The sequence below is a fragment of the Propioniciclava sp. MC1595 genome, from assembly GCF_017569205.1.
Lineage (GTDB): Bacteria > Actinomycetota > Actinomycetes > Propionibacteriales > Propionibacteriaceae > Propioniciclava.
Map to the genome: position 1 here is coordinate 1,987,840 of NZ_CP071870.1, position 13,456 is coordinate 2,001,295.

The 13,456-nt window shown below is 74.3% G+C and carries 10 protein-coding genes; 4 read left to right on the plus strand and 6 right to left on the minus strand.

Annotation, left to right across the window (positions count from 1 at the left end):
• Positions 1-2: 2 nt before the first annotated feature.
• Genes nudC through J4N02_RS09420 form a run of 3 tightly spaced genes read right to left on the minus strand, consistent with a single transcriptional unit; the run spans position 3 to position 7,105 of the window.
• Entirely contained in the window at positions 3-869 is an 867-nt protein-coding gene (gene nudC / locus J4N02_RS09410; RefSeq protein WP_188334245.1) for an NAD(+) diphosphatase, read from the minus strand.
• A gap of 10 nt (positions 870-879) precedes the next feature.
• Positions 880-4,023, minus strand: a complete 3,144-nt coding sequence (locus J4N02_RS09415) for an ATP-dependent DNA helicase (protein WP_188334244.1) — start codon at positions 4,021-4,023, stop codon at positions 880-882.
• A 1-nt stretch (position 4,024) separates the two neighbouring features.
• On the minus strand, positions 4,025-7,105 hold the full coding sequence (locus tag J4N02_RS09420; protein ID WP_188334243.1) for an ATP-dependent DNA helicase: 3,081 nt from the start codon (positions 7,103-7,105) through the stop codon (positions 4,025-4,027).
• A gap of 186 nt (positions 7,106-7,291) precedes the next feature.
• On the opposite strand from J4N02_RS09420, the gene J4N02_RS09425 reads away from it, so the two are divergent.
• From J4N02_RS09425 to J4N02_RS09440, 4 genes are all read left to right on the plus strand, one after another.
• A complete protein-coding gene (locus J4N02_RS09425; RefSeq protein WP_182817754.1) occupies positions 7,292-7,468 on the plus strand; it encodes a DUF6019 family protein in 177 nt (58 codons plus the stop codon).
• Positions 7,469-7,472: 4 nt separating this feature from the next.
• The gene (gene ligD / locus J4N02_RS09430; protein ID WP_188334242.1) at positions 7,473-8,384 is read left to right on the plus strand and encodes a non-homologous end-joining DNA ligase; all 912 of its coding nucleotides are present in this window, start codon (positions 7,473-7,475) and stop codon (positions 8,382-8,384) included.
• 86 nt (positions 8,385-8,470) lie between these two features.
• A complete protein-coding gene (locus tag J4N02_RS09435) occupies positions 8,471-8,701 on the plus strand; it encodes a DUF3107 domain-containing protein (RefSeq protein WP_188334241.1) in 231 nt (76 codons plus the stop codon).
• A 126-nt stretch (positions 8,702-8,827) separates the two neighbouring features.
• A complete protein-coding gene (locus J4N02_RS09440) occupies positions 8,828-10,393 on the plus strand; it encodes a DEAD/DEAH box helicase (RefSeq protein ID WP_375539365.1) in 1,566 nt (521 codons plus the stop codon).
• A gap of 45 nt (positions 10,394-10,438) precedes the next feature.
• Here the strand turns inward: J4N02_RS09440 and J4N02_RS09445 are convergent, their stop codons facing one another.
• The 3 genes from J4N02_RS09445 to J4N02_RS09455 all read right to left on the minus strand — a co-directional run bounded on the left by J4N02_RS09445 (position 10,439) and on the right by J4N02_RS09455 (position 13,450).
• Positions 10,439-11,296: a hypothetical protein gene (locus J4N02_RS09445; protein WP_182817759.1), complete on the minus strand. Its 858-nt coding sequence runs from the start codon at positions 11,294-11,296 to the stop codon at positions 10,439-10,441.
• A complete protein-coding gene (gene trpS / locus J4N02_RS09450) occupies positions 11,296-12,426 on the minus strand; it encodes a tryptophan--tRNA ligase (protein WP_188334240.1) in 1,131 nt (376 codons plus the stop codon). Before trpS ends, J4N02_RS09445 begins: the two co-directional genes overlap by 1 nt.
• A 175-nt stretch (positions 12,427-12,601) precedes the next feature.
• Positions 12,602-13,450 carry a PHP domain-containing protein gene (locus tag J4N02_RS09455; protein WP_188334239.1) on the minus strand — a complete coding sequence of 283 codons (849 nt, stop codon included), beginning with the start codon at positions 13,448-13,450 and terminating at the stop codon, positions 12,602-12,604.
• Positions 13,451-13,456 lie beyond the last annotated feature (6 nt).

Consider the following 13,456-nt stretch of genomic DNA (forward strand, 5'->3'; position numbering starts at 1 on the left):
GGTCAGGCCGTGAGCCGACCCTCGCGCCAAGCGGTGATGATCCGCGAGGCGATGGACGACGTCATGGGCAGGGTCAGCTCGCCCGCGTCGACCAGCCGGTCGAGCTCCCCGACGGTGTAGAAGTTGGCCCACTCGATCTCGGCGCCGTCGACGGCGACCTCGGCGCCGACCGCCCGGGCGACGAAGCCCAGCATCAGCGACCGCGGGAAGGGCCAGGGCTGGCTGCCGACGTAGCGCAGCGAGCGCAGTTCGAGACCCGACTCCTCGCGGATCTCGCGGTGCACGGCCATCTCGAGGCTCTCCCCCGCCTCGACGAAGCCGGCCAGGATCGACACCCGGGTCGGCTCCCACCCGGCGTGGTGGCCCAGAAGCAGGCGGTCGGCGTCGTCGAGGATCGCGACGATCACCGCCGGGTCGGTGCGCGGGAAGCGCGCCCGCTGGCACGCCTCGCACCAGCGCATGTGCCCGCCCTCGCGGACCTCGGTGAGCGCACCGCAACGCCCGCAGTAGGGGGCGACCCGGTGCCAGTTGACCAGCGCCACGGCGGTCGTGGCGATGTCGGCCTCGGTCTCGGGCAGCACGCCGCCCAGTTGCCGCAGGGACGCCGAGGGCCCCTCGGGCGTCGCGGCGACGGCGAACCACGGGGCGCCGTCGACCGAGCCGATGAGGAAGTGGTGCTCGGGGTCGTAGGCGCCGCCGGGGGTGATCCAGCGCAGCTGGTCGCCCGTGTCGTCGGAGGAGACGTTCGACCGGTCGTCGACGCCGATCACGCGCGCGCCGGTGTGCCGCCACTGCTCGGCCACCCAGGCCGAGTCGAGGCGCCCGTCCAGCACGCGTTCGAGCCGGCTCGTCGAGACCCACGGTTCCATGGGGCCGACCCTAGCGAGTGGGCGTCAGCCTGCCCACCAGGCGTTCCAGCCCCGCGCGGTCGGGCAGCCCGGACGGCCGCACCAGCACCCCGCGGGTGACGTCGAAGAACGCGGCGTCCACGTCGTCGACGGCCAGCCCGTTCAGCTCGGCCCACGCGAGCCGGTAGACGGCGAGCTGCAGCGGGTTGGCCCGGCCCCAGCCGGTCTTCCAGTCCACGACCTCGGGTCGGCCCCGGTCGGTGAACACGGCGTCGATCCGCCCCCGCACGACCTGGCCGGCGAGGAACAGCGAGAACGGCACCTCGGTGGCGTGCGGCGTCCGGTCGGCGAAGGGACCGGCCTCGAACGCGGCCACCAACCGGGTGAGGTCGGCGTCGGTGGCCACGTCCTCGTCGGGGTCCTCCAGCAGCGTGGGGGTCGCCACGAACCGGCGCTCGAGCCACGCGTGGAACAGCTCGCCCACCCGGGCGGCCCGGCGGGGCGGGCGGGGCATCGGCCGGGCGAGGGCGGCGAGGTAACCCTCGGCGTCGTCCTCGAGCGCGATCAGGGCGGTCGCCGACAGGTAGGGCGGCAGGGCCACCCCGGCGTCCGCCCGGCGCAGGCGTGCCTCGGCCAGCAGCTGGTCGGCTGCCGCGTCCCACGTCGCGACGACGGCCGCCTCGTCGAGCAGCAACCCGTCGGGGTCGGGCCGGTCGCCTGCCCGCGCCCGCTCCACGGACGCCGCGGCCTCGGCCCGGCGGGCCCGGGCGGCGGCGTCCATCGGCGCCGGCCACGGGAAGCCCCGGCCCTCACCCAGGAGCGGGTTCTCGGCGGAGACCTCGGCGTGGGTGGCCTCGGCGGCGAACCGCTCGAGCACCCGCAGGTAGGGCGAATGCTGGCGGGGGTTCTTCAGGTCGCTCCACGCGTGGGTGGTGGCCACGAGGTGCTGGCGCGCCCGCGTGACCGCGACGTAGGCGAGCCGGTCGTCGGCCCGGCGGGCCTCGTCCTTCAGCGCCTGTGCGTAGCCCTTGCTGGCCGCATCCGACACGTCCGTCAGCTGCGGCACGTTCGCCGCGTCGCCGCGCAGGTCGGCGGGCAGCACGGCCGAGGCGCTGAGCCAATTGCCCTGCACCCGGTCGGAGGGGAACACCTTGTCGGCCAGCGCGGGCAGGTACACGTCCTCCCACTCCAGGCCCTTGGCCTTGTGGATCGTGAGCAGCTTCACCGAGTCGGACGCCGTGGGCACCGCCTGTTCCAGGCCCACCCCCCGGTCCTCCTCGGCGGCCAGCCAGGCGAGCAGCCCGGTCAGGGACCCGTCGCCGTCCACGTCGGTGTAGCCCGAGACCTGCGCGACGAAGGCGTCCAGCTGGCGGGTGCCGCCCGGGCCGCGCAGCGCGAGCTCGACCTCCAGCCCCAGGCTGGTGACCACGCGCCGGACCAGGTCGGTGACCGGCCCCCCGGCGTGGGCGCGCAGCGCAGCGAGCTCGGCCGCGCACGCGGCCATGCGCCGGCGCGCCTCGGCCGAGTACGGCCCGTCCCCGAGGTCGGCGAGTGCCTCGGCGAGGCTCGGGGCGTGGGCGGCCTCGGTGGTGTCGATGATGCGCGCGATCTGCTCGGCGGGGGGCACGTCGTCCCAGGAGGGGGCGCCGGCCAGCTCGCGGGCCCGGCGCCCGAGGGTCGCGAGGTCTGCCGGACCGATCGCCCAGCGGGGGCCCGTGAGCACCCGGACCAGGTCGGGGTTCGCCGTCGCGTCGCCGAGCACGCGCAGCACCGCGACCACGTCGGCGACCTCGGGCACCTGCAGCAGCCCGTCCAGGCCGACGATCTCGACCGGGATCCCGCGGGCGACGAGCTCGGCGTACAGCGGCCGGATGTGGGCGTTGCGCCGGGCCAGCACCGCGATGTCGGACCAGGCCCGGGCCCGGCCGGAGTCGTGCGCGGCCGCGATGTCGTCGGCGACCCAGCGCACCTCGTCGGGCCACGTGTCGAAGCTGGCGACCCGGATGTCCCCGGGCGGCGTGCCGGGCGGGGCGACGAGGTCGGTGTCGATGCCGTCCCACTGCAGCTCCTCGTCGGCGCGCAGCGGCGCCGACAGGGCGTTGGCGGCGTCCAGGATGCGCTGCCCCGAGCGGCGGTTCACGGTGAGGGCGTACGGCGTGGCCGGCGTGCCGTCGGCCTGCGGGAACTCGTGCGCGAACGTGATGATGTTCGCCGCGGCCGCACCGCGCCAGCCGTAGATCGCCTGGCACGGGTCACCAACCGCGGTCACCGGGTGCCCGCGCCCGTCGGCGGCGGTCGCCCCCGAGAACAGCGCCTTGAGCAGTTCGGCCTGGGCCGAGGAGGTGTCCTGGTACTCGTCGAGCAGCACCACCGCGAACTGCTCGCGCAGCAGGGCCGACACCGCCGGCACGCGGCGGGCCAGCTCGGCGGCCACGCCCATCTGGTCGGCGAACTCCACCGCCCCCAGCTGGCGCTTTGCCCGCTGGTAGCCCTCAACGAGGCCGGCCAGCTCCACCCGCTCGGCGGCCACCGCGGCGGCCTTCTTCATCGACGCGTAGAGGTCCTTGGTCCGCGAGCGCGGCGACTGCTCGACGTCGCGGAGGAATTCCTCGGCGTGCGGCACGAGGTCGGCCGGGTCGACCAGGTGCGAGGCCAGGTCGCCGTCGAGAGCCAGCACCTTGTCGGTGACCGAGTCGGGCCGCAGCCGGGCGACCTGGTGGAACGGCCCCGGCGCCGCGGCCACGACCCGCGAGGCGATCCGGAACCGGGCCGCCCCGGTCACCATCCGCGCGTCGCCCTCGACCCCGATCCGCAGCCCGTGGTCGGCGACCAGCCGGGCGGCGAACGCGTCGTAGGTCATGATCAGCTGCTCCCCGGCGTCGTCGATGCCGTCGGTGTCGACCACCCCGGCCCGGGCCAGCGCCTCGCGGACCCGGGAGCTGAGCTCGGCCGCGGCCTTGCGGGTGAACGTCAGCCCCAGCACCTGCTCGGGCCGCACCTGCCCCGTCCCCACGAGCCACACCACACGGGCGGCCATCACCGTCGTCTTGCCCGACCCCGCGCCGGCGATGATGACGCCGGGCTCCAGCGGGGCGGTGATCGCGTCGAGTTGTTGGTCGGAGAACGGGATGCCCAGGGCGTCCGACACCTGGGACCGGTCGGTGAAGCGCGCCACGTCAGACCACCTGCCCGGTGCGGGCCGGGCAGCTCGACCGGACCGGGCACCACTGGCAGTGCCCGCCGGGCTGCGCGTCGAACCGGCCGGAGGCGAGCACCCGCCGCGCCTGCGCCACCTTGTGGTGCACCCAGGTCGGGTAGGCCCGCTCCTCGGGGTCGTCGGTGAGGTGCGGCTTCTCGGCCAGCGAGGGCTGCCGGAAGTCCTTGGGCCAGCCCGGTGAGCCGTCGTGCCGCAGGTAGACCAGGCTCGCGCCCACCGCGTGCGCCCCCGGCGCGTGCTGATCGAAGCCGCCGTGCTCGATGGCGAGCTGGTACACCCCCAGCTGGGGGCTGGCCGCCGCATCGGCCACCGTGGGCAGCGACCGGCCGGTCTTGAAGTCGACCACGCGCAGGTCCCCGGCCGGGGTGCGCTCGAGCCGGTCCACCGACCCCGCCAGCACCACCGTCTCGCCGTCCACCTCGACCTCGGCGCGGAACGGCACCTCCACCCCGACCACGTCGGCGTGCTCGTGCCCCGCCTGCCAGGCCACGAACCGCTCCACCGCGGCGTCGGCCTCGGCCCGCTCGGAGGCCGACAGCCACGCGGCCGGGAACGGGATCGTCGCCCACACCTCGTCCAGCAGCTCGGACGCCGACGCCTGCGTCAGCTCCCCCGTGGCCGCGCGCTCCGCGACCGCGTGGATGACCGAGCCCAAGATGGTGGTGGAGCCGCGCGGGGGGTCGGCCTTCACCTCGCGGCCAAGGAAGTACTGCCGCGGGCAGGTGAGCACCGACTCGAGCTGGCTGGGGCTGAGCCGGATCTCGTCGCCGCGCGGCGGGGCCGTCGTCCCGGTCGGGTCGAGCAACCCCCACCACCGTGCGGGGTCGGCGTCGGGCGCCAGCGGACGCCCGTCGTCGTCGACCGCGTCGGCCAGCGTGGCCAGGCGTGCGGCGGCGGCCTCGCGCAGGCCCGGGGACAGCTCCGCGTCCTGGGCCACGCGGCGCAGCTCGGCCACCAGGGCACGCAGGGTGTGCAGCCGGGCGGGCGGGTCGCCCACGTGCCTGATGGGCAGGCCGAGCTCGGTGAGGAACCGGGACGGGCGGTCCTCCTCCCCCTCGGTGCCCTCGACCGCGGTGACCAGGAGCCGGCCCTGCGCGCGCGAGCACGCGAGCAGGAAGAGCCTCCGCTCGCTGGCCACCAGCTCGCGCGTCACCACGCCCTCGCCCAGCCCGGTCGAGGTGAGGCGCTGCGCGTCGAACACCGAGCCGCGCCGGCGCACGTCGGGCCACACGCCCTCCTGGACCCCGGCCACGACGGTGAACGCCCAGTGGCGGCCCTTGGCCCGGTGCGCGGTCAGCACCCGGACCCCCCGGCCCGAGACGGCCGACTCGCGCTGGCTGTCGGCCGGGATCTGCTGCTGGGCGACCTCGGCGAGGAACCACGCCACGCCGTCGGCGCCGCCGGGCGCCAGCGACTCGTGCGCCAGCTGGAACAGCGCCACGATCGCGTCCAGGTCGCGGTTGGCCCGGGCCGCACCATCGCCGGACCGCAGCGCCTCGGCCCGCAGCGCCTCGGGCCACGCGGTGCCCGACCACAGCTCCCACAGCACCTCGTCGGGGCGCGCCCCCTCAGCGACGAGCCGGGCCGCCGACGCGAGCAGGTCCCGGCGGCGTTCCAGCTCGGGCTGCTCGGGCGGCAGGGCCCGCAGCCCACCGAGGGCCTCGGCCACCAGGGTGGGGGCGGGCGTGCCGCCGGCTGCGGCGTCCGACCCCCGCAGCAGGCGGCCGAGCGTGCGGATGCTGACCGCGTCGAGCCCACCCCAGCCCGACAGCAGCAGGCGGTGCGCCTCGTCGGCGTCGGGGACGCCCCCGCGGCCGGCCACCTCCAGCGCCAGCAGCAGCGGCCGGACGGCGAGCTCGGAGGCCAGGCCCACCTCGTCGCCCGCCACCTCGACCGGGATGCCCGCGTCGGCGAGCGCCCGGGCCAGGGGCGGGATCTGGGAGCGCCCCGACCGCACCAGCACCGCCATCTCACCCCAGGCCAGCCCCTCGTCCAGGTGTGCGGCGCGCAGCTCGCCGGCGATGTGCCGCGCCTGCGTCGCCTCGTCGGGGAAGGTGAGCGCCTGCACCGTGCGCAGCTCGGTTGCGCCGGCCGGGCGCGGCGTGCGATAGGCCTGCGCCAGGTCGGCGTCGACGGCCGGCGCCCCCAGCCGCCGGGCCACGGACGCCAGCGCCCCGGCTTGGGCCTGCGACCGGCCCCATGCCGTGCCGAGCACCTCGACGCGCGGGGTCACTGCGGGCCCGGTGAACAGCTGCAGGAACGCGGACGCGGCCCGGGGGTGCGCGCCCCGGAAGCGGTAGATGGACGTGTCGGGGTCGGCCAGCGCCACCACGGGCAGGCCGTCGGGCACCAGCGCCCGCACCAGCTCCATCTGGGCGGGGTCGAGTTCGGCCCAGTCGTCGACCCAGACCGCGCCGAACTGGCGGCGCACCGAGGCGAGCACGTCGTCGCGCTCGAGCAGGATGCGCGCCCGGTGCACCAGCTCGGAGTAGTCGAGCTTGGCCTCGGCGTCGAGGATCGTCAGGTACTCGGCCATGAACGCCCCGACCGTCACCCAGGCCGGCTCGCCCGCGGCGGCCCCGAAGGCCGCCACGTCCTCGGGGCCGAGCCCCAGCTGCCGCGCGCGGGCCAGCACCGCGCGCACCTGCTGGGCGAAGCCCCGCGTGCCGACCGCGCCCTCGAGCTCGGCGGGCCACTCCCCCCGCCAGCCGCGGAGCAGCTCACGGATGCGGAACTCCTGCTCGGGCGCGGTCAGTAGGCCCGGCACCTCGTCGTCGGGGTCGCCCCACCGGTGCACCAGCGCCAGGCAGAACGCATGGATGGTGAGCACCTGCGGCGCCAGCGTGGTGCGCCCGGCGGCCCGCACGATGCCGTCGCGCAGCTCGGACGCCGCCTGCCGCGTCGCCGCGAACACCAGCGGCTGGGCCGCCCCCGAGCGGATGCGCTCGGCCACGGCCTCGACCAGCAGGGTCGTCTTGCCCGTGCCGGCCGCCCCCAGGACGAGCACCGGGCCCGTCGCGTCGGCCACCACGTTCACCATGGCAACCATCCCAGCACACGCCTCGGACATTCCCCGATCGGCCCCCGCCCGGCGGACCGAACCCACTCCACCGGGTGGCTCGCGCGCGAGGTTCTGACACTTCCCGTGCCCGAGCCACCCGGTGGAGTGGCTTTCGTCCAGCCTCCCGATCACCCACCCCGCAACCCAGACGGGTACCGTGTGCCCATGGCGATGAACGGTTTCGAGTGGTTCGCACTCGTCGGCTTGATGATCCCGCTGGTGACGCTCGTGGTGGGCCTCATCGTGGCCTACTTCGTCATCAGGATGGCCGTGCGCGACGGCATGCGCGAGGCCCTGCGCGACGACTCCCTCCGCAGCCACCTGCCGCCGCGCGTCCTGTGAGCCCATGTCCGATGTGATGACCGAGGTGGACGGGCGCACCCTCAAGCTGTCCAACCTCGACAAGGTGCTCTACCCGAACGGGTTCACCAAGGGCGAGGTCATCGCCTACTACCACGCGATCGCGCCGGTCATGCTCCCCCACCTGGCCGGACGCCCCGTCACCCGGATCCGCTTCCCCAACGGCACCGACGCCGCGAACTTCTTCGAGAAGAACATCCCCAACGGGACACCCGAGTGGGTGCACGTCCACCATGTCGTCGGCAGCAGCGAGGACATCACCTACCCGATCGTCGACGACACCCCCACGCTGGTCTGGCTGGCCAACCTGGCCGCCCTCGAGTTGCACACCCACCAGTGGCGCGCCGACCCCGACGCACGGCAGACCACCATCGACGACGACCTCCCCCTCGACCAACTCGTCATCGACCTCGACCCCGGCCAGGGCGTCGAGATGCCGCTCATCGCGACCGCCGCGCTGATCATCTCGGGGGAACTCGCCGACGCGGGGCTGACCCCCTTCGTGAAGACCTCCGGCTCCAAGGGGCTCCAGCTCTACGCCCCCTTGGAACCGACCCCCGCCGGCACCCTCGTCCCGTGGGTGCGCACCTTCGGGGAGAAGCTGGTCGAACTCCACCCCGAGCTGTTCGTCACCGAGATCGCCAAAGCCGCCCGCGCGGGCAAGATCCTGGTCGACGTCAACCAGAACCTCCCGGGTCGCACGACGGTGTGCGCCTACTCGCTGCGGGCCAAGGCCGAGCCCACGGCGTCCACACCGCTCACCTGGGACGAGGTCGAGGCCGCCACCGAGGGTGCCCCACTCACCTTCACCTCCGCCAACGTGCTGGCCCGCGTCGAGCGGCACGGCGACCTGTTCGAGCCCCTCCTGACCGGACGCCGCGGGCGCCTGCCCGACTGAGCCCGTGTTCGCCCCCCGCGAAGCGCGCCGGGACCTGTCGCTGCGCGCGGGTAGTGTGAACGCGCAACCAGCACAGGAGGCTCCCCATGGAAGTCAAGATCGGCATCCGCAACGTCGCCCGCGAACTCGCGGTCGAGACCAAGTCCTCGGCCGACGACGTGGAGGCCGCGCTGGCCGACGCGCTGGCCAAGAACGGCGTGTTCACGCTCATCGACGAGAAGGGCCGCAAGGTCCTCGTGCCGGCCGCGCAGGTGGCCTACGTCGACCTGGGTGCGGAGCACACCCGCACGGTGGGTTTCGGCGCGCTCACCTCCTGAGCGCTACGATGGGCGGGTACGCACGGCACATGTGCGTCCCCGCCGCCTGAGCGCACCCCTGTGCGTCGCGCTTCGCAGCGGGTAACGATGCCCGGCCTCGCGGCCGGAAAGTAGTGAGGCACGACGCTGAACGAGACCACCCTGCCCGAGCAGGCAGAGACCGAGACCATCTCCGTGACCGTGCCCCCCGAGGCACCCAAGCCCACCTTCGCCGACCTGGGCGTGCGCGCCGAGATCGTCGAGTCGCTGGCCCGCAAGGGCATCACGCACCCGTTCCCGATCCAGTCGATGAGCCTGCCGATCGCGATGGCGGGCACCGACATGATCGGCCAGGCCCGCACCGGCACCGGCAAGACCCTCGCGTTCGGCATCGCCGTCCTCGAGCAGGCCGTCGTGCCGACCGACCCCGGCTACGCCGACCTGAAGTACCCGGGCAAGCCGCAGGCGCTGATCATGACGCCCACCCGTGAGCTGGCCCTGCAGATCACCGACGACCTCAAGGACGCCTCACAGGTGCGCCACGCGCGCATCCTGACCGTCTACGGCGGCGTCGGCTACGAGCCGCAGCTGGAGGCCCTCGAGAGCGGCGTCGACGTGGTCGTCGGCACGCCCGGACGCCTGCTCGACCTGGCCAACCGCCGCAGCCTCGACCTGAGCCACGTGAAGGTGCTCGTGCTCGACGAGGCCGACGAGATGCTCGACCTGGGCTTCCTGCCCGACGTGGAGCGCCTCATCGCCCGCACCCCCGCCTCCCGCCAGACGCTGCTGTTCTCGGCCACCATGCCGAGCGCGATCGTCGGCTTGTCGCGCAGCCACCTCACCCAGCCGGTGAACATCCGCGCCGAGGCCCACGACGCCGAGATGACGGTCCCGGACACGACCCAGTTCGTGTACCAGGCCCACGACCTCGACAAGCCCGAGATCGTCGCCCGCATCATCCAGGCCGACCACGCCGGCAAGGTCATGGTCTTCACGCGCACCAAGCGCGCCGCCCAGCGCCTGGCGGACGACCTCGAGGAGCGCGGCTTCTCGGCCACCAGCATCCACGGCGACCTGTCGCAGGTGCTGCGCGAGAAGGCCCTGAACAAGTTCCGCGAGGACCGCGTCAAGGTCCTGGTCGCGACCGACGTGGCCGCCCGCGGCATCGACGTCTCGGACATCACGCACGTCATCAACTACGAGTGCCCCGACGACGACAAGACCTATGTGCACCGCATCGGCCGCACGGGCCGGGCCGGCGCCAAGGGCGTGGCCGTCACGCTGGTGGACTGGAAGGACATCACCCGCTGGAAGGTCATCAACAAGACCCTGGACCTGGCCCATCCCGAGCCGCCCGAGACGTACTCCACCAGCGCGCACCTGTTCACCGACCTGAACATCCCCGAGGGCACCAAGGGCCGCCTGCGCGACCCCAAGCCCCGCGAGGACGCCGCCCCGCGCGAGCGCGCCCCCCGCAAGCCGCGCGAGGAGCGTCCGCGCCGCGACCGCACCCGCCGGCGCCTGCGCAACGGCGAGGTCGTGACGGACGCCGAGGGCTCGGCCCCGGCGCCCGGCCGGACCGGCGAGACGGCCGAGTCGACGGACCAGGGCATCGAGGCATCCGAGGGTGACGCTCCGCGTCGCCGCCGCCGTCGTGGCGGCCGCGGGCGGGGTCGGGGAACCGGCGAGGCCGGCGCCCCCGCCGCCGAGTAGTGCTCCGGGGGCCTCTCGACCCCCGGCGGTGGCCCGCGCCGCGCCTCAGAACCGGTCGGGCTCCTCAGCGTTGAACGGCAGCGCCTTGTGGCCGTCCGCGCGCACCACGAGCCGGTCGAACCCGCCGCCGGTCGCGCCGAGGACCTCGGTGGTGTGCGGCCCGAACAGCAGGCCGACCTGCGTGGCCGGGTCGGCCGATCGCTTGCGGTCCTGCCGCAGCCAGCGGCGTCCGTGGGCCGTCAGGGCGAGCGTGGTGCCCTGGCGCACGATGAGTTCCACCCGCTCGCCGGCGTCGTTGGTGCCGTAGTCGAGGCGGACGGCGTGCACCAGGCCCGGGTAGCCGAACTCGATCCGCTCACGCTCCACCGGGCGGCGCCCGGCGGTGTCGCGGACGACGGCCTCGGCCCGGTCGGCCTCGGCGTCCACGGCGGCCCAGTGCTGGGCACCCGGGTCGACCGAGGCGAAGCCAGCCGGGACGACCCGCTCGCGCAGCGCCGCCACCAGCCGGGGCGCCTCGTCGTCGGAGAAGCCCGGGAAGAGGTCCTGCTCGATGCCGGATCCGCCGCGCACGGCGACGACCGGGGTCTCCCGGCCGTCGACGAGGCCGGTGCCGATCGCCAGGACGTCGGCCCAGGCGCGTCGGCGTCCGAGGGGGGTGGCGAAACCGGCGGGGTCGAGGCGCACCATGCCCTGGGTCAGGCCCTCCAGGGCGAGCACGATCGCCATCACCAGGAACGGCGTGACGATGGCCACGAGCACGCCGGAGTCGACGTGCGGGGCCCGGACGAACCCCACCAGCGCCGCGACGAAGGCGGCACCGAACAGCGCCACGCCCAGCAGGCCCCAGAACCCGCGGCGGCCGGAGCGGCGCGAGACGACCCACGTGGGGTTCGCGGTCTCCATCAGTAGACCATGCCCATCGCCTGCCGGACCTCGGCGAGGGTGGCGTCGGCCACCGCGTTGGCCCGCTCGTTGCCCGCGCGCAGGACCTGCTCGATGTGGCCCCGCTCGGCCTCGAGCTCGGCCCGGCGGGCGCGGATGGGCGCGAACTTCTCGTTGAGAACCTCGGTGAGGTACTTCTTCAGGCCGCCCCCGCCGCCGTCGCCGATCTCCTCGGCGACGGCAGCCGGGTCACGGTCGGCGCACAGCCCCGCGAGCGTGAGCAGGTTGGCCACGGTCGGGCGGTTGACCGGGTCGAAGGTGATGTGGCGGTCGGAGTCGGTGACCGCGCGCTTGATGATCTTCGCCGTCTCGTCGGCGGTCATGCGCAGCTCGATCGTGTTGCCCTTGGACTTGCTCATCTTGGTGCCGTCCATGCCCAGGATCAGCGACCCCGAGCTGAGCAGCGCGTCGGCCTGCGGGAAGATCGGGCGGGCCGGGTCGACGCGGCCGTAGCGCTCGTCGAACCGACGCGCCACCACGCGGGTCTGCTCCAGGTGCGGCAGCTGGTCCTTGCCGACGGGCACGAGGTTGGCCTTGCAGAACAGGATGTCCGCGGCCTGGTGCACCGGGTAGGTGAGCAGCAGGCCGGACATGGGGCGTCCGGCGGTGGCCTCGTGCTCGGCCTTGACCGTGGGGTTGCGGTACAGCTCGGAGTCGGTGACCAGCGACAGGAACGGCAGCATCAGCTGGTTCAGCGCCGGGATCGCCGAGTGGGCGAAGATGGTCGTGCGCTCCGGGTCGATGCCGACCGCCAGGTAGTCGGTGACCAGCGAGCGCACCCGGTCACCGATCTCCCCCACGCCGTCGCGGTCGGCGATCACCTGGTAGTCCGCCACCAGCACGAAGGTCTCGACGCCGTCATCCTGCAGGCGCACCCGGTTGGCCAGCGACCCGAAGTAGTGCCCGATGTGCAGGTGGCCGGTCGGCCGGTCGCCGGTGAGCATGCGGAAGCCCGAGGGGTCCTTGGCGATCTGGTCCTCGATCGCCCGGCTGCGCTCCTCCGAGCGGCGCAGGGACGCCTCGGAGGTCGAGGCGGCCAGGGCGTCCGCGGCCTCGGTGTCGACCTCGGTCGCGGTGACCTGCTCGGTCATGGGTTACTCCTGTTCGTTCGGTCCCACGGGCACGCAAAACGGCCGCCCGCTGGACGGCCGTGGTGTGCGTGGGGGGACGGGGCCGTCGTTACGGCCGCCACCATCCCCCGCGTGTCATGGGGCCATCCTAACGTGCCAGACGGTGACCCTGCGCACCGCGTCCGACCGGGCGTCCTCAGGGGCGGCCACCGCGGGCCTGGATCCTGCGCACGATCTCGGCGTGGGCGTCCGGGTGGGTCAGGCCGGCCCCCAGCGGGTTGTTGCGCTTGCCCAGGCCGTGGTGGTCGCTCGACCCGGTGACGATGACGCCGAGCCGCTCGGCGACCGCCCGAAGGTCGGCCCGGGTGTCGTCGTCGTGGTCGGGGTGGTCGACCTCGATGCCGTCCAGGCCGTGCTCGAGGACCAGTTCGGCGAGGAACGCCTCGGGCAGGTCGCCCCGGCGGCCCCGGCCCCACGGGTGGGCCAGCACGGCCACGCCCTTCGCGCGGCGCACCAGCTCGATCGCGCGGGTCAGCTCCGTGGAGTACCGGTCGACGTAGGCGGGGCTGCCCTCGTGCAGCCACAGCCTGAACGCCTCGTCCCGGTGCGCCACGTAGCCCTTCTCGACCATCGCGTCGGCGATGTGGGGGCGGCCCAGCGAGGTCCCGGTCGCGTGCCTGAGCACGTCCTCGACCGTCAGCGGCATGCCCAGCTCGGTCAGCCGCGCGGCCATCGTCGGCACGCGGTCGGACCGGCCGACGCGCACGCGGGCCAACTCGTCGAGGAGGTCCTCGTCGTGCGGGTCGCAGCCGTAGGCCAGCAGGTGCACCGAGGCCCCGCGCCGTTCGGTCGAGAACTCCATGCCGGCCAGGACCTGCACGCCGGCCTCCTCGCCCGCCAGCCTCGCCTCGCGCAGGCCGTCGAACGTGTCGTGGTCGGTCAGGCCGATCACGTCCAGACCCTCCTGCGCCGCCTTGCGGACGAGCTGGGTCGGGGTGTCCGTCCCGTCCGAGACGAGGGTGTGCGTGTGCAGGTCGATCCGCATCCCCCC